We start from the raw sequence: 22,336 nt of genomic DNA on the forward strand, positions 1-22,336 counted from the left end.
TATTTTGGACTTTTTACATACATTGTTACAATTTTGATTATTTTTTAACCAATTATTGTTTATTTTCCGTACTTTTTGAAAGTATTTTAAGTAAAGACTAGACAGGGTATTGAGCGCATGAATATTATCCATCTCGTCAAATGTAGTTGCATAAGTTAAATATCAGGCATGTTTATGTGGTTTTTCAGCTTGTTAGCTTCATCCATATGCCATGCTGTTAGGAGTTGATTCGATGCATTCTTCAATCTTAAAATATTTTATGGCCATCGCCACGACAGTCACTCTGACACAGTCGCAAGCGGACATGGTCCAATCATCATCGTTGAATAACGATCATGATACTTCTCGTTTAGCAGCACGCTTGTTAAACAAAGAAGTTCAAAGCTTTAATTCAAACTTTACGAATTTAAGTAGCCTTTCAATCACTGAACGTTCCGGCGATAAAGTTCGTCGCGAAACGATTGCAGCAAAAATCGAAATCCCTGAAGAAGAGCCTTCAGTGATTGAAAAGCTGAACACCGTTGCCTCTAACACAGTTCGCAAATTCACTCAGTCTGGTACTGCTTCTTGGTATGGTCGTCAATTCCACGGTCGTAAAACAGCAAGCGGTGACACATTCGATATGAATGGTTTAACTGCTGCTCACCGTAGCCTGCCTTTAAACTGTTACATTCGTGTGACCAACAAAACCAATGGTAAGAGTGTTGTCGTGAAAGTAAACGATCGTGGTCCTTTCCATGGTAATCGTGTACTCGACTTATCTTACGGTGCTGCGAAGCAAATTGGCTTAACTCACGCAGGTACAGGTAAAGTCAGTATCGAACGTGTAGATGGTCCACACTCTTAATAACTTGTTGCACTATATTTGATCTGAAGCCACAATTTATTGTGGCTTTTTTATTGAGTATCATTTTGAAAAAATATGAATTGATTTTTGCACTGTTACTTTTAGTGCTTTTCTTTTTACTCGTGCAATGGTCTTTCCATGGCTTTGCTTAGATCTTTGCATCTACTCATTTTTGACCAATTGTGATTTAAGATTTATATTTTCATTCATCAGCTTAAAACGACATGGATGAGGTCAAATGAAAACAATCAGCGAATGGTTTGATGAATATAGTGAAAGTCATCAAAACAAAACCAACAAAATGATTCATTGGGTATGTGTCCCTACCATTTATTTTTCGATCATAGGCGTCTTGGCACACTTTAGTGCACTACTCACTACCCTCCTGCTCGTACTGTCTTTTATTTTTTATGCACGTTTGGACATTGTACTTGCAGTTGCTATGGCAGTTTTAACTCTGGTGATGGCATGGTTGATTTGGGTATTACCTGTGGGTGTTGGCTTCTATATCGGATTATTTGTTTGTGCTTGGATTGGTCAATTTTATGGACATAAAGTGGAAGGTAAAAAGCCATCTTTCTTTAAAGATCTCCAATTCCTCCTTATTGGCCCTATTTGGTGCCTTGATACCTTTATTGCTAAAGTACACCCATCTTGGAAAACTCGTCAAAATAACGCAATTGAGAGCCATTTGTAGCATTCTCAAGTTTTAAGATTTGGAAGAACCTTATTGGTAGGTTCTTCCTTGATGTTTTAACCAACCATTAATATGTTTTCCAGCAGGATCATGGTGTGTCCAATGGATGACTCCACCCTTATCACTGTATTCATATTCACCATAAAATTCGACCGTATCGCCTTTTTGAATGGTGTCAATTCTCGGAGATAAATCAATATTATGTGCAACCAAAACGGTTTGACCATTATTCAGTTCTAAAATGAACTTCTGATGACGCGAGCCTTCATTGTCATCACGTAATAACGCTACCACTCGTCCACTAGCTTTGACCTGTAAATCGCTTTGGTTGCGTGCAAATGCCTGTGCAATCTTATCGGTGTCATCCTTTTTGACGTCAGACGGCTTTTGCTGAGTTTGAGAATTTGATGCTGTGGAGTCCTGAGCTTGGGTTTCTATAGCCGTCGGTGTATTAACAGCTTGATTGTCTTGCTTAAGATCTATGCCAATATAGGCTGCTGCCAGCAAAGCAATTGCAGCGCCAATCGATATATTTGTTTTATTTGCCATAATTATTCCTTAACTTTGTTTTATTTTAACCATAAAAAAAGCCCCAAATGGGTAATGCCAGTCAGTTAAGAAATTGACTGGCATTTTCTTGGATATTTTTGTGCTTTAATTTTCACTACTCGCGGACATTGCCTTTGCCTTTTTTCAGGTAATACAAATATTTTAGATTGTTCAAATAATTGTGCTAAATGTTTGGGTAGATTTCCTGCTGATTCTAAAGGTGTGTGCCTTAAGATATTGATAATACTCATAGATGCAATATGGAAACTGATCCTTAAAGGACTCACCTTTGCATGTTCAGCGATAAACCTCATCTGTCTTCTTAAGATATTATAAGCAATAAATACCCCCCACAATTCTTGATAGACCAAATCAGGTTGTTTGCTTCTTAAAATTCTTGCATCCTGTAAATCACTTTTAATTTCCCGATAACACATTTCTATTTCCCAACGCTGGATATAAAGCATTGCAAGGTCTTTGAATGGATAAACTTCAGAATCTGTTAATGATGTAATGTAACGTCTTATTTTTCCTGCATATTCAACTTCAATTAAACGTGCTTCCCAATAGTCACCCAATGACGGATTTATCTTTTTTGCTCTTGCTGAAACAGGCATTTTGATCTGAAAGTCATGGGCCGCATTATGATGAATCACTTCATAACGCAGGTTGTCCTTTGCTCGCATCAACCAATGACTCTCTTCTGCCTGAGATTGCCAACTCACTAAAAAATCAGCAGAGAAGTAAGCACGATCAAATAGGGTAATACTGCGAACTGGTGCTTTTAATTGACTGGCTAAGGTTAATTCACCTTGATCCATACTGCCAATTTGGGCATCAATCATTTCATGTGTATTGGTATTCACCAGGCAAGTCGCTCTGACTTGTGGGTAAGGGGCAGCTGCTGTTTTGCCTTTGGATGAACCAAAGTGCTTAAAGTTTTCTTCTGTATGAGGCATAGACCAAACCACACCATCTACAGCACAAACGCATAGACCGTGAAAGTTGCTATATTGTTGTTGTGAGTCTTTAAACCATGCCTGACTTAATGTCGAAAATAAAGCACTCATGGGCTCTAAGCCTAAGCGCTGTCTTGCTTGTACGGATGCACTCGGTACACAGTATTCTGCCGTACCGAAAACAAGTTGCAATTGTTGAACCACATACCAAATCGGTTGATTTCGAAATAGAGCAAGTCCGATTACCAGCCAAACAACATGTTCAGCAGGCAGTTTTCTTTTTCGAATTGATGCTTTACCTGTTTGGTTTAAGCAATCTTCAATCCAGTTTAAATCAATCAATTCACTGAATTGTGAAAGTGAAGGTAGGGTTTGTTTTAATGTTAAATCTAAATTCTGAGATAAATTCATAAAAAAAGAGCGTATTTACATACGCTCTTTTTACAGTATTTTAACTTTTTTTGCTTAACTGACTGGCATTACCCAAATGGGGCTTTTTTCTGCAAGTAATAATGCTTAAAGCAAAATTATTTAGCAGCAGCTTGAGCAGCAGCAACTTCTTCAGCGAAGCTCATTTCTGCTTTTTTCTCAATACCTTCACCAACTTCGAAACGAACGAAGTTAGCTACTGTAGTACCAGTTGCTTTAAGGATTTCAGCAACTTTTTTGTCGTTGTCGATTACGTATTGTTGACGTTCAAGAACAACTTCGTTCAAGTATTTCTCAACAGAACCTACAACCATTTTTTCAACGATGTTTGCTGGTTTGCCAGATTCAAGAGCTTTCGCTTCAGCGATTTCTTTTTCTTTAGCAACAAGTTCAGCAGGAACGTCTTCAGCTTTTACAGCAACTGGGTTGAACGCAGCAATGTGCATTGCCAAGCCTTTACCAGTTTCAGCATCACCAGCGTATGCAACAACAACACCGATTTTAAGACCGTGTTTGTAAACTGCAAGGTTTTCGCCTTCAACAATTTTCGCACGACGTACTTGGATGTTTTCACCGATTTTTTGAACAAGAGCAATACGAGTTTCTTCAACTGTAGCGCCATCTTCAAGTTTAAGTTCAGCGATTTTAGCAGCATCAGTTTCGCCAGCAGCAAGTGCAGCAGCAGCAACTTTAGCAGAGAAGCCAGCAAAGTTTTCGTCTTTAGCAACGAAGTCAGTTTGGCAGTTAACTTCTAAAAGAAGTGCTTTGTTGCCGTCTTGAGCGATAGTGATCGCACCATCAGCAGCAATGTTACCTGCTTTTTTAGCAGCTTTAGCTTGACCAGATTTACGAAGGTTATCAATCGCTAATTCGATGTCACCACCAGCTTCTGTCAAAGCTTTTTTACATTCCATCATTGCAAGACCAGTACGATCACGCAATTCTTTAACCATGCTTGCTGTAACTGCAGTCATGTTTATCTCCTAAATTCGGTAGAAAATGAATTCTTTTAGAACAGAAACGGCCCAGAGGATACTCATGGGCCGCCTGCATACACGACGCTTACATTGCCACCATTACGTGTTGCAAAAATGACAAGCTAGCGTCTAACGCATTAAGCCTCAGAAGCTGGAGCTTCTTCTGCTTTAGCTTGTGCATTTGCTTGTGATTGTGCGTATTCTTTACCAGCAATAATCGCATCAGCCATAGCAGAAGCATAAAGAGTTACTGCACGGATCGCATCATCGTTACCAGGGATAACGTAGTCTACGTTGTCTGGATTAGAGTTTGTATCAACGATACCGATTACAGGAATACCAAGGTTTTTAGCTTCTTTGATTGCAATTGCTTCGTGATCAACGTCGATTACGAACAATGCATCAGGTAAACCACCCATGTTTTTCACGCCACCAAGACCGCGTTCAAGTTTTTCCATTTCACGAGTACGTTCTAAAGCTTCACGTTTAGTAAGCTTAAGGAAAGTACCGTCAGTAGATTGAGTTTGAAGGTCTTTTAGACGGTTGATTGACTGGCGAAGAGTTTTCCAGTTAGTCAACATACCACCTAACCAACGGTGATCAACGTAAGGTTGACCTGCGCGTTGAGCTTGTTCACGGATAATTGCAGAAGCTGCACGCTTAGTACCAACGAACAAAACTTTGTTCTTTTTGCTAGCCAATTGGTTAGCAAAGTTCAAAGCATCATTTAACGCAGGAACAGTGTGCTCAAGGTTGATGATGTGAATTTTGTTACGCGCACCAAAGATGTATTCGCGCATTTTTGGGTTCCAAAAACGTGTTTGGTGACCAAAGTGTGCGCCTGCTTGTAGAAGGTCGCGCATGCTTACGTTGTAATCTGCCATTTTCTTTACCTTAAAGTTTGGGTTAGGCCTCCATATACCCGCATTCTCCACCTCGAAAGGCACCCAGAGATATGTGTCGATATATGTGCGGATTTTATTGCCCCATCGCACAAAGCCCGTGAAAATTTATTCACGAAAAAGCATTTGATAAAATGGGCGGCTATTTATACCATAGTCACATACAAATTTCCAAAAGTTTTTAGAGATCATGAACAGTACTTACGAAGCTCCACGTCGACTTATCAAAACTCCAGATGAAATTGAAAAAATGCGAGTGGCGGGACGACTAGCAGCTGAAGTTTTGGATATGATCAAACCGCATATTGTTCCAGGTGTGACTACCCTTGAACTTGATACGATTTGTCATGACTATATCGTTAACAAACAAGATGCGATTCCTGCATGCTTAGGCTACGGTGCTGCACCTGGTCGCCCTGCTTTCCAACACGTGATTTGTACTTCAGTGAACCATGTGGTGTGCCATGGTATTCCATCAGAGAGCAAAAAATTAAAAAAAGGCGACATCCTCAATATTGACGTGACTGTTATTAAAGATGGTTACCACGGTGACACCAACATGATGTATATCGTGGGTGGTGAAACTTCAATTCTTGCTAACCGTCTATGCAAAGTAGCACAAGAAGCAATGTATCGTGGTATTGAAGCTGTAAAACCAGGTGCAACCATTGGTGACATCGGTCACGTAATTCAACAATATGTTGAGTCAGAACGTTTTGGTGTTGTTCGTGAATACTGTGGTCACGGTATTGGTACTGTGTTCCATGATGAACCTCAAGTTCTTCACTATGGTCAAGCAAACACAGGCATGATCTTGGAAGAAGGCATGACCTTTACCATTGAACCAATGGTGAATGCGGGTGACTGGAAAACCAAATTATTGGGTGACAAATGGACTGTGGTAACTAAAGACCATAGCCTCTCAGCACAATATGAACATACATTATTGGTTACAAAAAATGGCGTAGAAGTATTAACAGCTCGCCTTGAAGAAGATTTATCACGCTTTACTGCATAAGATTGCGTGAAATAAGAAAGGCTGTCCATTTGGGCAGCCTTTTTTGTTTGCGCAGTTATTTTTCAAACAATCCAATATTTTTATTTAAATTAAAGGGTTCAACATAATTTCCGATTTTATTCATTTTTTTTACTAAAACAACAAGAATAGAGTGTCGGCTGACCTGCTTTTAAGCTAAGATAATGTGCTTTTTATTTTTTAATCCCTATAAGAAGGAATAATGCCGTGGACGTACGTCTCTCTGATCGTGTAAATAGCATCAAACCGTCCCCTACACTTGCTGTAACCAACAAAGCTGCTGAATTGAAAGCTGCTGGTAAAAACGTAATTGGTTTAGGCGCAGGTGAGCCAGACTTTGATACCCCACAACACATCAAAGATGCAGCAATTGCAGCAATCAACAACGGTTTCACTAAATATACCGCTGTTGACGGTACGCCAGGTCTTAAAAAAGCAATCATTGCAAAATTAAAACGTGACAATAACCTTGAGTACGCTGCAAACCAAATCTTGGTATCTTGCGGTGGTAAGCAATCTTTCTTTAACTTGGCACTTGCTTTGTTAAATAAAGGTGATGAAGTGATCATCCCTGCGCCATACTGGGTAAGCTACCCTGACATGGTGATCATTGCTGAAGGTGTACCTGTAATTGTGAAATGTGGTGAAGAACAACGTTTCAAAATTACTCCTGCTCAATTAGAAGCTGCAATCACTGACAAAACTCGTTTAGTGGTACTTAACAGCCCATCTAACCCAACAGGTATGATCTATACTAAAGCTGAATTAGAAGCTTTAGCTGAAGTGCTTCGTAAATACCCAGAAGTGATGGTTGCTTCTGATGATATGTACGAACCAATCCGTTGGGATGACGAGTTCTACAACATCGCAACTGTTGCACCTGACCTTTACGACCGCGTAATCGTATTGAACGGTGTATCTAAAGCATATGCGATGACTGGCTGGCGTATTGGCTATGCAGCGGGTCCTGCTAAACTCATCGGTGCGATGAAAAAAATCCAATCTCAATCCACTTCAAATCCAACTTCTATTTCACAAGTTGCTGCTGAAGCTGCATTGAATGGTCCTCAAGACGTTCTTGAGCCAATGGTTGAAGCATTCAAACGTCGTCACGACTTAGTTGTAAATGGCTTGAATGACATCAAAGGGATCACTTGCCTTCCTGCTGACGGTGCATTCTATGCATACGCAAACATCCGTCCATTGATTCGTGCAAAAGGTCTTAAATCTTGCACAGAATTCGCTGCATGGTTATTGGAAGAAACTGGCGTAGCCGTTGTTCCTGGTGATGCATTCGGTCTTGGTGGTTACATGCGTATTTCTTATGCAACTGCTGACGAAGTACTTGTAGATGCGCTTGCACGTATCAAAAAAGCTGCTGACTCAATCGAAGGCGTAGACGCTGCGATTGCTTCAATTGCTGCTGAAAAATAATCTAGTTATCTAGATTTAAAAAAACCCGCATTAATTGCGGGTTTTTTATGCCTTGAAAATATGATGAATTTCATATAGCCATAGATTATGAAGTTAAACCAAATGGCGCTCTTGGAATAGTTTGGAAATAACCCACGCCTGAGATAGCTTTAAATTCAAGGAAGTGACGAACGACGCTATCTAAGTTCAATGAAATCTCTTTGTGCTGTGAAATCGACCAAGCTTGTGATTGATTCTTACCTGTAAAACTATTACCCGAAATTTGATATAAATAAACATCATCAGACTTAGTAATAGGCTGCACTTGTAGATTTAAACCTAGCTCAATCAAACTCTTCTCAGCCGGTTGAATTAACCACTTTTCACCAAACCATAACTGCAACAAATCGCCTAAGCACAACTCAATACGCGCAAATGGCCATAGATCGATATATGCAGATTGCACAGGTGTTTTATATTGCTCAGGCTGAGACAAAATCGAAAGATAATGGGTTTGATAGAAATCGAAATTTTGGAAGATTTGAGAGATGCTGAGCGTATTCATTCGCTTACTCCGATTTAGCCATTTTTGTGCTGGCAAGTAGGTTTAAATCCACACTATTTAACCTTTCGGTTAAATCACTTTCTGTTTTCAGACTAACAACCGTAAGAAGGCTTTGCAAGCTTTTTCAACAATTGCCATGCATTTGCGCAAATTAAAAACATCTGCATCAAAATTTATAGATTCTTCACTATTTTTACTTGACCCATCTCAAAATCCCTCTATAATCGCACTCAGATTCTCCAATAGCTCAGTCGGTAGAGCGACGGACTGTTAATCCGCAGGTCCCTGGTTCGAGCCCAGGTTGGAGAGCCAAATTCTAAAAAGCCCAAGCATTTAAGACTTGGGCTTTTTTATTGCTTGATTAAATTTATAAAATCCCCCACTCGGGAGGATTTTCACAATAATAATTTAAGCTGCTTTTGCAGGCACGCCACTATGGAAACGGAAAGTTTCATCAGGCGTTAAAATTAAGTTTTTCTCGACTTCACGGATATGATGAATTCGATCTTGAATGTCTTCTTCAGGATTTTTCAATTTGGAGGTTTTAGCCACATCCAAAGCAAGTGCGAGATAGTCCTCAAAATGGCGTGATTCAGACTTTAGTAAATAACGGTAATAACGCCCTAACTCTTCATCAACATGCGGTGCAAGCGCATAGAAGCGCTCACATGAGCGTGCTTCAACAAAAGCACCAATCACAAGTACATCAATTAGCGCTTCCGGCTCGTAAGTACGGATTTCTTTACGTAAGCCACCGGCATAACGCCCTGCACTCAGACCAATCCATTCCTGTCCACGCTTGTGCATTAACTCAAGGACTTGCTCATAGTGCAGCATTTCCTCACGCACAAGCTGCGCGAGCTTCACTTGAAGATCAACGAAATAACTGTAGCGGAACATCAAGTTCATTGCTGTACTCGCCGCTTTTTTTTCACAGTTAGCATGGTCTTGCATCAAAATATCTAAATTCTGTAATGCTTCATCCAACCACGCTTTGGGTGTTTCACAACCCAAGAAACCGATGACCGGCTTCATGAGTTCATCATAATCAATATTCGACATATACTTCTTTCAAATCTTAACGAGCAGCTTTAATGACAGCTTTCATTTGCTGTACCGCTTGTGCCAAGCCAACAAATACGGCATCTGCAATAATTGAGTGACCAATATTCAACTCATGAATTTGTGGAATGGCAGCAATTGGAGTGACATTATCCAAGTTCAAGCCATGCCCTGCATTCACCACTAAACCTTTAGATGCAGCGTATTCTGCACCTTTTACAATACGTTCAAGTTCAGCTTGTTGCGCTTCAGGTGTTTCAGCATCCGCATATGCACCGGTATGAAGTTCAATGGTTGGCGCACCACATGCAACTGCAGCATCAATCTGTGCAAAATCCGCATCAATAAATAAAGACACATCACAACCAATGGCAGTCAGTTCTTGAGTGGCTTTTTTGACATCTTCAAAATGACCAACAACATCCAAACCACCTTCAGTGGTCACTTCCTGGCGTTTTTCCGGCACAAAACACACGTGCTGCGGTTGAATTTCTTTAGCAATCGCGACCATTTCATCGGTCACCGCCATTTCCAAATTCATATGCGTTTTAAGTACAGGACGCATGCGGCGCACGTCATCATCTTGAATATGTCGACGGTCTTCACGCAAGTGTAAAGTAATGCCTTCAGCGCCCGCCTGCTCACAGATCAATGCAGCATTGACTGGGTCTGGGTAGTTCGTACCACGTGCTTGTCTTAATGTTGCGACATGGTCAATATTGACACCAAGTAATGCAGCCATAATCATTTCCTAACGACGATGTGATTGAGAATTTTGTATCCATAACTGTCGACTTTTTAAGGGTCGATCACCGAGTAATGCAGTAATCACTTGGCGGTACAGTTTCGTCAATAATTGTAACTGTTCTAAGGAAAAATCCATACCGCTTTCATAATGCTGCATCGTTAAAATCTGTTGCCCTGACACTGTGGCACGTGTTTCTTTCACTGATGGCATAAATCCATCATTGAGCTGAAAATAATAATGTTGTGATGGATTTATTTCTGCTTGATTAGCATCCACTGTAAAATCAATGGCATAACCTAATTCTTCTAGTAAGGTATGCTCGAAACGTCTTAAAATTTGTTTTAAAAATTGATTGGGATCTGATTGTGACGAGAGTTGCTGTAATTGGGTCAAGGTCACGCCATATTGCTGAAATGTATTCGGCATTTCAACTTCAAGTGGACACAGGCGTAACAATATTTCATTCAGATAAAAACCCGAGAAAAAGGCATCTCCAAAAAAGAAAATCGGCTGATTAACAATTTCAAGTTTGGTAAAGTTTTTAAGTTCTGATTTCCCTGAGGCTTGTAAACGAATCGGTTGATATTGTGGCGGTGGCATTTGCCGAAGAATACCATCAATACGACCCTGCTCTTGGGTAAATAAATGCACAATATGACTGCGTTCGCGGTACTTACGATGATGGATTAAATATCCATGGAGTACTTCATTACGCATGTGCTAACAATCTACTTTTAATCTTTCGATTTTTCTTCATCGTCATCTCCATCTGGGATGACTGCACCGACAACAGCCGCAGTCCCTTTGACTGCGACTTTTGTCGTTTTATAAGCAACTTTAACTGGAACTGTCACAATCTTATGCACGCAGCCTTGTAAGAAGAATACACACGCAACCACAGTCAGCACTTTGATCATGACAGTTCCCTATTGATTAAATATCGCTATAACCTAGACTTTTCAATGCACGTTCATCATCAGACCAACCACCTTTGACTTTCACCCAAAGTGTCAGCATGATCTTTTGTTCGAACATTTTTTCCATATCGGCACGGGCGTCCATACCAATTTTCTTTAATTTCGAACCTTTTTCACCAATCACAATGGCTTTTTGACCTTGGCGATCGACAAAAATCGTAGCATCAATATACGTACATGCCGCTTTTGGACGACCAGTCTTTGGATTGATGGTTGCTTCTTCTGTTTTAAATGATTCAATTTGAACAGTTAAATCATAAGGAAGCTCTTCACCCAATTGACGCATGATCTTTTCTCGGATAATTTCCGACGCTAAGAAACGTTCTGAACGATCGGTCAATTGATCCATTGAGTAAAGTGGCGGTTGGAACGGAAGATAAGAGGCGATGGTATTACGCAAATGATCGAGGTTGGCACCACGAAGTGCGGATACAGGCACGATTTCCGCAAAATTCATCAATTTCGCACGTTCTTGAATCAGTGGTAATGCATGGTTTTTATTTTCAAGCGTATCAATTTTATTAATCACAAGAATAACAGGCATATCCGCATTTTTCAGTTTTTCCAAAACAAGTTCATCGTTTTGAGTCCACTTATCTGCATCCACCACAAACAGAACCAAGTTCACATCGCGTAACGCTGAATGCGCTGCACGGTTCATCATTTTATTGATGGCACGTACTTCTTTCTTGTGCATCCCAGGTGTATCGACAAATACAGCCTGAGATTTTTCACGCGAATCAATGCCCACAATCTTATGACGTGTGGTTTGTGGTTTACGTGATGTAATCGATAACTTTTGTCCCAAAATATGGTTCATCAACGTTGATTTACCCACATTCGGACGGCCGACAATTGCCACAAAGCCACTGCGATAATCCGATGGGATTTCAGTGCCTTGCTGGCTAAAGAATTGACTAATTAAATCGTTACTGTCGCTTTGCGACTCGTGATCAGCATCATTGTGATCGGAATGAGTAGTCATTAAGACTTTTGCTCCAATAGTTTTAAAATATCCGCCGCAACTGCTTGTTCAGCAAAACGACGGCTTGAACCTTCACCTTTCATCAAAGGTAAACCTTCAATCTGACATTCCACTTTGAAATGTTGATTTGGGGCATCACCTTGAATATCTACAACCTCGTAAATTGGGAGAGGTTTTTTACGTGCTTGTAGATACTCTTGTAAACGCGATTTCGGATCTTTAAGTTGATCCGTTGGTTCAATGTGGTTCAAATAAGGGACGTACCATTTTAACACAATGGATTCGAGCAATTTCATATCTCCGCTGTCGATATAAATCGCACCGATAATTGCTTCAACCACATCGGCTAAAATAGATTCACGATGATGACCACCCGACTTTAACTCGCCCGTACTTAAAATTAAGTTTTGGCTCAGTTTTAAATCATTGGCGATTTTTCCTAATGCTTCCTGACGCACTAAAGTCGCACGCATACGCGTTAATCGGCCTTCATGTTCTTCAGGATAGGCATTATAGAGATAGCTCGCGATGATCATCCCTAAAAGAGAATCGCCTAGAAATTCTAGGCGTTCATAGTTTGTTTTATGACTGACTGAACGATGGGTCAAAGCAAGTTTTAAAAGTTCCGGTTGTTTAAACTGATAACCTATACGACTTGCAAGACGTTCATCATTGAGTTTGGCTTGTGCTTTTACCAAAATCTTTCTCGAACTTCATGATTAAATCAACATTCATTATAAAGTTTTTGCGAACTTCATAACTTTTATGCACCGCTAACCCACCAGCATTTTCAACTTTGATATTTTCTTTAATATCAAAATCTCGAACATTGTTCATATCTAAACGCTGTCCAAGCTGTTGAATAAACTTCTCTGGTGTATTTTTTGGCGCCGATGCAATTAATTCCTCGATTTGCGAATCAATTACACGGTCATCCCAATATGGTCCCCAAACCGCAATTGCAATCTTTGCAATAAAAGCAAAACCAACGATTGCAAACAATATCGCAATATAAGATGCACCTTTTTGATGTCTCATTTTTATTTTCCTAGTTTAAATTATTGAATCGCTCCATTTCGACTGAAAGATGGTAACTTGAAGCCAGGCTCTTTATGCATCCACACATAGAACGCACGACCTGTTAAATTCTCTTCAGGTACAAATCCCCAAAAACGACTGTCAGCACTTTGATCACGATTATCCCCCATCGCAAAGTAATGACCTTCTGGAACTTTCACTTCCCAATATAAACCATTTTCGCGCGAATATTTACCATTTTCAACGAAGTTGATAAATGGCGCTTGACGAGCAACGTTTACATTCTCAAGTTCACGCATGGTAAAGGTATGTTTACCCAAGGTTTCTTGATGGTAAATAGAGGTTGGAGTATCTAAATTGTCTTTTTCACGACTAAATTCTACAGGGACTTTATGAACCTTTTGACCATTGATAGTGAGCTGACCATGATCATAAACAATATGATCACCCGGCAAACCCACCACACGTTTAATATAGCTAATGGTTGGTTGTGGTGGATAACGGAATACAATCACATCACCACGCTCAGGACGACCAGTGTCAATAATTTTTGTATTGACGATTGGAAGTTTGACACCATAGTTGAATTTATTCACCAAGATAAAATCACCCGTTTCTAAAGTTGGCACCATAGAATCAGAAGGGATATTAAATGGTTCATACAAGAATGAACGTAAAACCAAAACCACCGTTAAAACAGGCCAGAAATCATAAGCCCATGAGATGATGACATTTTCATTCCCTTTACCCTTGGTCTGTCTTTGTTTAAAGACAAACTTATCCAAGAGCCATACCGCAATGAAAAATAAAGTTGCAGGTACGAGAATTAAATTAAAATCAAAATCCATGAGCTTTTTATCCTTATTTTAGCGTTCGACTTTCAATACTGCTAAGAACGCTTCTTGCGGGATCTCAACACTACCCACTTGTTTCATACGTTTCTTACCTTCTTTTTGCTTCGCAAGAAGTTTCTTCTTACGTGATACGTCACCACCATAACATTTCGCAAGTACGTTTTTACGCATCGCTTTTACGGTTGAACGCGCAATAATTTGCGCACCAATCGCTGCCTGAATTGCCACATCAAACATTTGACGCGGAATCAGATCTTTCATTTTGTCAACAAGTGCAATACCACGGTGACGCGCATCCTGACGGTGACAAATCATCGCCAAAGCATCGACTTTTTCACCATTAATGAGAACATCCACTTTCACCAATGACGATGATTCAAAACGAACAAAGTTATAATCGAGTGATGCAAAACCACGTGAACATGACTTCAATTTATCGAAGAAGTCCATCACCACTTCTGCCATTGGGATTTCAAACGTAATTGAAACTTGGTTACCCAAGAATTTCATATCTTTTTGCACGCCACGACGTTCAACACAAAGTGTCATGACGTTACCTAAGTAATCTTGCGGTACTAAGATGTGACATTCAGCAATCGGTTCACGTAAATCTTCAACAGTTGAACCATCTGGCATTTTAGATGGGCTGTCGATATAAACGGTTTGACCATTTTTCAATACAGCTTCGTAAATAACGGTCGGCGCAGATGAAATCAAATCAAGGTTGTATTCACGTTCTAAACGCTCTTGAACGATCTCCATGTGCAGCATCCCTAAGAAGCCACAGCGGAAACCAAAACCTAAGGCATCTGAGCTTTCAGGTTCAAAGAACAATGCCGAGTCATTGATTTGCAGTTTATGCAATGCATCACGGAATGGTTCGAAATCACTTGAATCAATCGGGAACAGACCTGCGTACACCTGTGGTTTTACTTTTTTGAATCCAGGTAATACCGCAACTTCAGGCGTAGTCGACAAAGTAATGGTATCACCCACTGGCGCACCAAAAATGTCTTTAATACCGGCAATCACAAAGCCTACTTCACCAGCTTCTAAAATGTCTGTTTCGGTATGTTTCGGATTAAAGATACCTACAGACGTTACGATATGTGTTTGACCTGTTGATTTCACCAACATTTTGTCGCCCTTACGGATACGACCTTCTTTGACACGAACGAGTGACACAACGCCAAGGTAGTTATCGAACCAAGAGTCAACAATCAGTGCTTGTAAAGCAGCATCACGATCACCTGTCGGTGCAGGAATCACATCAACCAAACGCTCAAGTACACCTTCTACACCTAGACCTGTTTTTGCAGAACACGTTGGTGCATCAACGGCTTCAACACCAATAATATCTTCAATTTCTTGAATAACACGCTCAGGTTCAGCCTGCGGCAAGTCAATTTTGTTAAGGACAGGTAGAACTTCAAGACCTTGCTCAATTGCGGTATAGCAGTTAGCAACAGACTGAGCCTCAACACCTTGTGCAGCATCTACAACCAACAATGCACCTTCACACGCCGCCAAAGAACGCGATACTTCATAAGAGAAGTCAACGTGCCCCGGTGTATCAATAAAGTTTAATTGATAGGTTTCACCATTTGGATGCTTATAGTTCAGTGTCACTGAAGCAGCTTTAATGGTAATCCCACGTTCCCGCTCAATATCCATTGAGTCAAGGACTTGCGCTTGCATTTCACGATCTTGCAAACCACCACAAGTTTGAATAAATCGGTCGGCTAGCGTCGATTTACCGTGGTCGATATGCGCAATAATCGAGAAGTTACGAATGTTTTTAATATCAACAGATTTTTTAGCTTGCGCCATGGGTTACCTTAAGAAAAAACACGCCATACAAATGAAAAAGGTTGTATAGCAAAAGCCTATTAGAAATTGCCGAGGATTATAGCAGATGGATTTTTCAATGTATCCAAAATTCATCAATTCCTTTTATCAGAGCGAACGACTTTAGATATTGAACTCATGAAGACTAAACAATGTCATATTTGGAAAAATCATAGGGATCTAGTTCGGCTGCAATCGGCTGATAGGCTTGGGTAAAGGTCGGTGACATACGCTTTGGACGACCAGTCACGATTTCAACACATGCCCATTGGGTATTACCCATGAATAAAATGCTGCGATCACTCGGTCGATAAAACACATATTGGCGGTATGAGTACAACGCATTTATATCGCTCAACCATGTGCGAAGTATTAAAGATTCACCTTCAAATGCCGCTTTACGATATTGAACATGATGTTCTACTGCGACCATAGCATGCTTTAATTCAATATATTCTTTTAAACCTAAGCCCAGTGCCTCAATATGAGCACTTGCCACATCTTGCATCCACTGCACATACACGACGTTATTTACATGTCCTAATTGATCAATATGTTCAGGTTTTACCTTGATTTCTAAATCAAATATATCTGACATGTCCTATTCCATTGCTTCGCTTTAAGAAAGGCTTAGTTTAGCGAAATTCGTATTCTGATAAAGATATACTCATAAAAAAACCGCCACGAATGGCGGTTAGATTGAATCAAAATTATTGGATACGCATGCCAATAATTGCACGTTGACCTTGACGAATCAGTGATACGCGCGCAACCGTACCATTTTTTAAGTTCGATACAACTTCAACAAACTCTTGTGAGTCCTTAATGTTTTTACCATTAATGGCTGTGATCACATCATTCGGCTGAATACGTGCTTGAGCGGCCAAACCACCGACACGAACATCTTGAATAAACACACCACCTTTCACACTTAGACGTTCTTGTTCAGTTGGTGTTAAATTACGAATTGACACGCCAAGTACAGGACCCTTAGATGGCTTAGCAACATCTGTTGATTTTGCAGGCGTATCATCTGGTGCTGTATCTAAGGTCGCAGAGATATTACGGCGTTTATCATCACGTAAAACTTCAAGCTGAATTTTTTGTTTTGGTAAAGAACGATTTAGATAATTCAGCAATTCATTGGTACGAGAAATTGGCGAGCCATTATATTTTAAAATCACATCACCCGATTGCAGCCCTGCACGAGATGCTGGTGAGTTAGGAACAACCTGAGTAATCAACGCACCTTCAGGTTTTGGTAAATTATAAGATTCAGCCAAATTACGGTCGATATCTTGCAGACTCACCCCTAAATAAGAACGTGTCACTTTACCGTTCTTTTTCAACTGATCAGCAACATCCATCGCCACATCAATCGGGATCGAGAACGATAAACCCATATAACCGCCTGTACCACTAAAGATACGTGAGTTCACCCCTACCACTTCACCGCGTTGGTTAAATAGAGGACCACCCGAGTTACCCGGATTTAACGCAACATCAGTTTGAATAAATGGAACAGTGGTTTCGCCCATCATATTACGCATTTTGGCACTAACAATACCGGCAGATGCCGAATAATCAAAACCAAAAGGTGAACCGATCGCAAGCACTGGCTCACCCACACGCAGGTTATCAACATTACCTGTGCGTAATTCAGGGAAGTTTCCGCCATTCACTTTAAGCAAAGCAACGTCGGTACGTTCATCACTACCGACCACTGTCGCATCAATCTCACGGCGGTCATTTAACGTAATGGTGACTTTCGATGCATCTTCAACCACATGATGGTTGGTAAGCAGATAACCGTCTTTACTAATGAAGAATGCACTTCCGTAACCTGTTTTTTCTTGAGGGACACGTTGCTGCGGAATGATAATTTGATTACCGAAAAAACGGCGCAAAATTTCAGGGACTTGTTGTTGCAAGAGCTCTTCTTGGCTCATCTTCTTCACAACATTGACACTGACAACAGCAGGACTCACCTGTTCGACAAGATTTGAAAAATCGACAGGACTTGCTGCTTGAGTTTGAAATGCTGTTACAGTAAAGGCAACGGCATAGAGTCCGCAGCTAAGCACATTATTCTTCATATGACGTATCTATCCCTTTAAAATTATTGCTATAAATGAAACGTTTTTAGCATAAAGCCATCTCATTTTGCATAAATATATGTAAAAATTCCATTCACAATTACTCCATAATTTATGTTTTTTAATTTTGAATAAATCGTTGTTTTCGATTAGTTAAGTCGAATTTACGCTTGCATTTTGACCAAAAAAAGGCTGTTATTACGGCACTTTATTTTTCTATTCGCTGATGGACATGTCGAATCTTCATACAACACATCAATTCGATGTGATTATTGTAGGCAGTGGCGGTGCTGGTCTTAGTTTAGCCTTATCTCTACCCGATCATTTCAATATTGCAGTTCTGGCAAAATCTTCGCTTACAGATGCAAGTACCTTCTATGCACAAGGAGGTGTTGCTGCTGTACTTGATGAAACAGACTCTATTGAACAGCATATTGATGACACCATGATTGCAGGTGCACATTTATGTGAAATGGATGCGGTAAAGCAAACGGTTGAAGGTGGTAAACCTTCGGTCGATTTTCTACTGAAACACGGTGTTCAATTTACTTTGGATGAACAAGATCAACTTCATTTAACACGAGAGGGTGGACATTCTCAGCGTCGTATTATTCATGCTGCCGATGCGACCGGTCGTGCAATATCGACCACATTAGTCGAGCGTGCACAAGAAAAATCAAATATTCATATTTTTGAAAATTTTATTGCCATTGATTTAATTTGCTCAAAAAAATTAGGCATTGAAGGTAACAACCGTGCATTAGGCTTATATGCACTCGATGAAAAAACAGAAAAAGTGTATACGTTCTTAGCACCATCTACTGCCCTTGCTTGCGGCGGTGCAATGAAAGCCTATCTCTATACGTCAAATCCCGATATTGCGACGGGAGATGGGATTGCTATGGCATACCGTGCAGGTTGCCGTGTCGCCAATATGGAATTCAATCAGTTCCATCCAACTTGTTTATATCATCCTCAGGCACGTTCTTTTTTAATTACTGAAGCAATGCGTGGTGAAGGTGCATATTTACGCTTGCCAGATGGTGAACGTTTTATGCTGCGTTTTGATGAACGTGCAGAGCTTGCACCGCGTGATATTGTCGCGCGGGCAATTGATTACGAAATTAAGCGTTTAGGGATTCGTCACGTTTGGCTCGACATTACCCATAAAGATGATGCATTTATTAAGGAACACTTCCCAACACTCTATGCACGTCTGTTAGAACTCGGTATTGATATTACCAAAGAGATGATTCCTGTGGTGCCTGCAGCACACTATACGTGTGGTGGTGTCGTTGTGGATGAACATAGTCAAACCGACATTCAAGGCTTATACGCGATTGGAGAAACTTCCTATACAGGATTGCACGGCGCTAACCGTATGGCAAGTAACTCACTTTTAGAATGTTTTGTCTATGGTATGAGCGCAGCAGCCCATATTCAAAGTCAGTTTGATGGCAACTATCAATCCCCCGATGTGCCTGCTTGGGATGACTCTCAAGTAACCAATCCTGATGAAGATGTGGTGATTCTACAAAACTGGGATGAACTGCGTCAGACCATGTGGAACTATGTCGGTATTGTTCGTACAACAAAACGTCTTGAGCGTGCCCTGCATCGAATTGAAATGTTAAAGAAAGAGATTACTGAGTATTATCAAGACTATCAGGTGAGTAAAAATCTGATTGAACTGCGTAATTTAGTTTTGGTCTCTGAAATGATTGTACGCTGTGCGATGAGCCGTAAAGAATCCCGCGGTTTACATTTCACTTTAGACTATCCTGAATTAGCGCCAGAACTGCGTAAAACTGTACTTACACCGCCTCACTTTGCCGTCGAGCAGCCTTTGGTCAATGTAGAATTGGTTTAAGTTTAAAAATGGGTTGATGAAAAGCCAAGTGAATGTACTTGGCTTTTTTATTTTCTAAATACGCGAATCGCCGCTTCAAAACTTTTTAAATGTAACTGAACTAAATCGTCTAAATTTTGATAGCCACCCGCAAGTACAAACATAATGGGGATCTGACTTTTTTTCGCTAAAGTAAATACGATGTCTTCACGTTTCTCGATCAACTCTGTATTAAACCAAACGGAACCAAAAGGATCTGCCGCGTGGCAATCCATCCCCGCCTGATAAATAATTAAATCTGCTTTCCACGCTTGAGCCATGTGAAAGCCTTCATGCAGTGCCAAAGTGTATTGAGCGAAACTGCCTTTAGTCGGGTGAACATGCCGTGTATGGCAGCGCTCATAAGTCGGACAACCAAAAGGTAAGCCATAAATACTAAAGTTAAATAAATTATTCAGCCTTCGCGTAAATTCGGCCGTTCCATTTCCACCATGTTGATCACAGTCCAAAACAAAAATACGTTTATTCGGAAATTTCTGCGCCACCAATGCCAAACCATTTAAGGTACAAAAAGACCCACCATATTCATACACGGCATGGTGAAAACCTTGCGCAATATTGGCAGACACCCCATTTTTCCATGCCAATTCTGCAGCCATGATTTGTCCAGCATTGATTTTTAAAACAGCATCACGTAACTGTTCATTCCACGGTTTAAAGCCTGAAAAGGTGGCTAATTTTTCTGGTGTGCCTGTTAAAAAGGCATCAATATATTGCGGATCATGTAGTTCTTTAAGTAATTCAATCGAGATTTCTTCAGGTGTATGAAATTTTATCTTGTTCCATTTTTTTAATTGTTCAGCAACTGCGGTTAATTTTTCCATACTATTCGTGTGCGTATGCGCAAAATAGTCAGGTGAATAACATACATCAAGCATGCAAATTTACTCTATTTGAGATTGGGCCACATCAATAAGCTGCTGTAATTGGGTTGTACCTGGGCTATATAAACCATTTTCAACTTGTTGACTAAAGTGCGTCGTAAAAGCTCGTTTTCGATTTTCTGGAGAAATCGCCAACGTGGTTAAACGTAAAAACCAAAAGCCTGGCAATACATCATAAGGCATGACATAGCCTTTATACTGTTTATTCGGTGTCTTATTTTGTATCGCATCACGATGATAATCGACAGAAAATAATGAACCTGCTGGAATTCTGACGCCATTCATCAGTACGGGTCTAAGGCTAATACAGGAATGATTATCTCCCATATTGAGCTTTTCCATGAATAAGGGTTTGCGCGCATGATCAACAAAAATATTGATCTCACCTTCTCGTAAAATACGGTGATGGGCAATTTTAAGAAAGAAGTTTTCCGCCATTGGACATGAACCGACTTTAGGTTTGTCCTGCAACGTATCAATTTCAACTAAACCTGTTTCTTGTGAGGTTTTAGGAAGAATAATATCTTCAATCATTTCACTAATCAGTTTACTTTCTTCGCGATCAACACGTTGTGTAAGCTGACGTAAATTTTCCTAAAATTTCATCCATTCAAAAAGATTTTGCTTATATTCACTTTGTGGTTGTTCGGCAATAAATGCCTTGACCTGTGGATGAACATCCAAATGACGCCAAGTCTCGAGTTCCAATCCATTTATCTTTTGTTGCTCAATAATTTTTTTTATTGACTTAATTTCAATATCTTCAAAGAGTTTTAAATCCTGAAAGTCTGAAATATGTCTTGGTAGATTGATATATTCTGATAACACACGTGTTGCTTGAGTATAACCACAGCCCCGGCGTTCGGTTTGATGTGAGTAATGCTCGTTCAGCATTTCAACCATCTTCAATGACAAAGGATGTACATTTTCTTGGAATACTTTTACGATTTCATGGTCAATCGCACTCATGCTTGATCCTGTCCGTATTTTTTATAATCATTCTCACTGAAATAACATGCTTTAAGCCAAAAAATAATTCCTTTCAACAATTTTTAACAATTCAATTTATTAAAATAAGTTCTTAATTTTCATATATTTGAATTGCAATACAGATCTTTTTAATTATGAGAAATCAATCACTTTTTATCGGTATACTATAACTACCCGTAACCTGTGCAACCGGTTCATCACTTCCCTCTGAATAGACCCAAACTTCTCCTACAATTAGCGTTCGACCAATTTTAATGAGCTTCGCTTCTGCAACTAAATCACGTTCACCGCTAGGCTTGTTTAAGAAGTGAATATTGATATTTGACGTCACTGCCATGGCAACAATTCCAAGCTCAGCCAATATCGCAACGTAAAGTCCAAAATCAGAAATCGCCATAATGGTTGGTCCAGACACCGTTCCACCCGGTCGAAGATGGTTTTGATCAATACGATAACGCACATATGCAGATTTCTCTGCGACACTGATAATCGAGCAATGCTGCAAACTTTGTGGAAATTGAGATTCTAAGAATTGCTGAATCTCTTGCTGAGTTGAAGCCATAAAAAAAAA

General features: G+C 40.1%; 23 protein-coding genes, 1 tRNA gene and 1 pseudogene. 6 read left to right on the forward strand and 19 right to left on the reverse strand.

Annotated features, from left to right (window positions below):
* Nucleotides 1-232: 232 nt before the first annotated feature.
* Both A3K93_RS07835 and A3K93_RS07840 read left to right on the forward strand, forming a co-directional pair.
* A complete protein-coding gene (locus tag A3K93_RS07835; protein WP_067730484.1) occupies nt 233-847 on the forward strand; it encodes a septal ring lytic transglycosylase RlpA family protein in 615 nt (204 codons plus the stop codon).
* A gap of 238 nt (nt 848-1,085) precedes the next feature.
* Nucleotides 1,086-1,544, forward strand: a complete 459-nt coding sequence (locus A3K93_RS07840; protein WP_067730486.1) for an Mpo1 family 2-hydroxy fatty acid dioxygenase — start codon at nt 1,086-1,088, stop codon at nt 1,542-1,544.
* A 30-nt stretch (nt 1,545-1,574) separates the two neighbouring features.
* Here the strand turns inward: A3K93_RS07840 and A3K93_RS07845 are convergent, their stop codons facing one another.
* The 4 genes from A3K93_RS07845 to rpsB all read right to left on the reverse strand — a co-directional run bounded on the left by A3K93_RS07845 (nt 1,575) and on the right by rpsB (nt 5,342).
* Nucleotides 1,575-2,093, reverse strand: a complete 519-nt coding sequence (locus A3K93_RS07845; protein WP_067730488.1) for a DUF3465 domain-containing protein — start codon at nt 2,091-2,093, stop codon at nt 1,575-1,577.
* A 65-nt stretch (nt 2,094-2,158) separates the two neighbouring features.
* On the reverse strand, nt 2,159-3,463 hold the full coding sequence (locus A3K93_RS07850) for an IS4 family transposase (RefSeq protein WP_067728195.1): 1,305 nt from the start codon (nt 3,461-3,463) through the stop codon (nt 2,159-2,161).
* A 116-nt stretch (nt 3,464-3,579) separates the two neighbouring features.
* A complete protein-coding gene (tsf, locus tag A3K93_RS07855; protein ID WP_067730490.1) occupies nt 3,580-4,455 on the reverse strand; it encodes a translation elongation factor Ts in 876 nt (291 codons plus the stop codon).
* A 140-nt stretch (nt 4,456-4,595) separates the two neighbouring features.
* Nucleotides 4,596-5,342, reverse strand: coding sequence for a 30S ribosomal protein S2 (gene rpsB, locus A3K93_RS07860; RefSeq protein WP_067730492.1), 747 nt, complete (start codon nt 5,340-5,342; stop codon nt 4,596-4,598).
* Between the two features lie 208 nt (nt 5,343-5,550).
* Here rpsB and map point away from each other — a divergent pair, with 208 nt between their 5' ends.
* Together map and A3K93_RS07870 are read left to right on the forward strand one after the other, a co-directional pair.
* Entirely contained in the window at nt 5,551-6,378 is an 828-nt protein-coding gene (gene map / locus A3K93_RS07865) for a type I methionyl aminopeptidase (RefSeq protein ID WP_067730494.1), read from the forward strand.
* A 225-nt stretch (nt 6,379-6,603) separates the two neighbouring features.
* Nucleotides 6,604-7,830 (forward strand): pyridoxal phosphate-dependent aminotransferase, encoded by a 1,227-nt coding sequence (locus A3K93_RS07870; RefSeq protein ID WP_067730496.1) that lies wholly within the window; start codon nt 6,604-6,606, stop codon nt 7,828-7,830.
* An 85-nt stretch (nt 7,831-7,915) separates the two neighbouring features.
* On the opposite strand, the gene A3K93_RS07875 is transcribed toward A3K93_RS07870, so the two are convergent.
* Entirely contained in the window at nt 7,916-8,374 is a 459-nt protein-coding gene (locus tag A3K93_RS07875; RefSeq protein ID WP_067730498.1) for a hypothetical protein, read from the reverse strand.
* A 236-nt stretch (nt 8,375-8,610) separates the two neighbouring features.
* Between A3K93_RS07875 and A3K93_RS07880 the strand changes: the two genes are divergently transcribed.
* A tRNA-Asn gene (locus A3K93_RS07880) sits at nt 8,611-8,686 on the forward strand.
* A gap of 96 nt (nt 8,687-8,782) precedes the next feature.
* On the opposite strand, the gene A3K93_RS07885 is transcribed toward A3K93_RS07880, so the two are convergent.
* From A3K93_RS07885 to A3K93_RS07935, 11 genes are all read right to left on the reverse strand, one after another.
* The gene (locus A3K93_RS07885) at nt 8,783-9,436 is read right to left on the reverse strand and encodes a tRNA-(ms[2]io[6]A)-hydroxylase (protein WP_067730500.1); all 654 of its coding nucleotides are present in this window, start codon (nt 9,434-9,436) and stop codon (nt 8,783-8,785) included.
* A 16-nt stretch (nt 9,437-9,452) separates the two neighbouring features.
* The gene (gene pdxJ, locus A3K93_RS07890) at nt 9,453-10,178 is read right to left on the reverse strand and encodes a pyridoxine 5'-phosphate synthase (protein ID WP_067730502.1); all 726 of its coding nucleotides are present in this window, start codon (nt 10,176-10,178) and stop codon (nt 9,453-9,455) included.
* A 9-nt stretch (nt 10,179-10,187) separates the two neighbouring features.
* The gene (recO, locus tag A3K93_RS07895; protein ID WP_067730504.1) at nt 10,188-10,901 is read right to left on the reverse strand and encodes a DNA repair protein RecO; all 714 of its coding nucleotides are present in this window, start codon (nt 10,899-10,901) and stop codon (nt 10,188-10,190) included.
* Between the two features lie 17 nt (nt 10,902-10,918).
* Nucleotides 10,919-11,101, reverse strand: a complete 183-nt coding sequence (locus tag A3K93_RS07900) for an NF038104 family lipoprotein (RefSeq protein ID WP_067730506.1) — start codon at nt 11,099-11,101, stop codon at nt 10,919-10,921.
* 16 nt (nt 11,102-11,117) lie between these two features.
* The gene (era, locus tag A3K93_RS07905) at nt 11,118-12,146 is read right to left on the reverse strand and encodes a GTPase Era (protein WP_067730508.1); all 1,029 of its coding nucleotides are present in this window, start codon (nt 12,144-12,146) and stop codon (nt 11,118-11,120) included.
* Entirely contained in the window at nt 12,146-12,844 is a 699-nt protein-coding gene (gene rnc / locus A3K93_RS07910; protein WP_067730510.1) for a ribonuclease III, read from the reverse strand. Before rnc ends, era begins: the two co-directional genes overlap by 1 nt.
* Nucleotides 12,816-13,184: a DUF4845 domain-containing protein gene (locus tag A3K93_RS07915; RefSeq protein ID WP_067730512.1), complete on the reverse strand. Its 369-nt coding sequence runs from the start codon at nt 13,182-13,184 to the stop codon at nt 12,816-12,818. The genes rnc and A3K93_RS07915 overlap by 29 nt, the downstream gene beginning before the upstream one ends.
* Before the next feature lie 20 nt (nt 13,185-13,204).
* Nucleotides 13,205-14,032 carry a signal peptidase I gene (gene lepB / locus A3K93_RS07920; protein ID WP_067730513.1) on the reverse strand — a complete coding sequence of 276 codons (828 nt, stop codon included), beginning with the start codon at nt 14,030-14,032 and terminating at the stop codon, nt 13,205-13,207.
* 18 nt (nt 14,033-14,050) lie between these two features.
* On the reverse strand, nt 14,051-15,868 hold the full coding sequence (gene lepA / locus A3K93_RS07925) for a translation elongation factor 4 (protein WP_067730515.1): 1,818 nt from the start codon (nt 15,866-15,868) through the stop codon (nt 14,051-14,053).
* A gap of 163 nt (nt 15,869-16,031) precedes the next feature.
* Nucleotides 16,032-16,484 (reverse strand): acyl-CoA thioesterase, encoded by a 453-nt coding sequence (locus A3K93_RS07930; RefSeq protein WP_067730517.1) that lies wholly within the window; start codon nt 16,482-16,484, stop codon nt 16,032-16,034.
* Nucleotides 16,485-16,596: 112 nt separating this feature from the next.
* Nucleotides 16,597-17,982: a Do family serine endopeptidase gene (locus A3K93_RS07935; RefSeq protein ID WP_067730519.1), complete on the reverse strand. Its 1,386-nt coding sequence runs from the start codon at nt 17,980-17,982 to the stop codon at nt 16,597-16,599.
* Nucleotides 17,983-18,208: 226 nt separating this feature from the next.
* Between A3K93_RS07935 and nadB the strand changes: the two genes are divergently transcribed.
* Nucleotides 18,209-19,852, forward strand: a complete 1,644-nt coding sequence (gene nadB, locus A3K93_RS07940; RefSeq protein WP_171255060.1) for an L-aspartate oxidase — start codon at nt 18,209-18,211, stop codon at nt 19,850-19,852.
* A gap of 47 nt (nt 19,853-19,899) precedes the next feature.
* Here nadB and A3K93_RS07945 read toward each other — a convergent pair whose 3' ends face one another.
* The 3 genes and pseudogenes from A3K93_RS07945 to A3K93_RS07955 form a co-directional block, all read right to left on the reverse strand.
* Nucleotides 19,900-20,769 (reverse strand): histone deacetylase, encoded by an 870-nt coding sequence (locus A3K93_RS07945; protein ID WP_067730521.1) that lies wholly within the window; start codon nt 20,767-20,769, stop codon nt 19,900-19,902.
* A gap of 6 nt (nt 20,770-20,775) precedes the next feature.
* A pseudogene (locus A3K93_RS07950) lies at nt 20,776-21,744 on the reverse strand (hypothetical protein).
* Nucleotides 21,745-21,907: 163 nt separating this feature from the next.
* Nucleotides 21,908-22,327 carry a PaaI family thioesterase gene (locus A3K93_RS07955; RefSeq protein WP_067730523.1) on the reverse strand — a complete coding sequence of 140 codons (420 nt, stop codon included), beginning with the start codon at nt 22,325-22,327 and terminating at the stop codon, nt 21,908-21,910.
* Between the last annotated feature and the right edge of the window lie 9 nt (nt 22,328-22,336).

It is taken from the genome of Acinetobacter sp. NCu2D-2, assembly GCF_001647675.1.
GTDB lineage: Bacteria > Pseudomonadota > Gammaproteobacteria > Pseudomonadales > Moraxellaceae > Acinetobacter.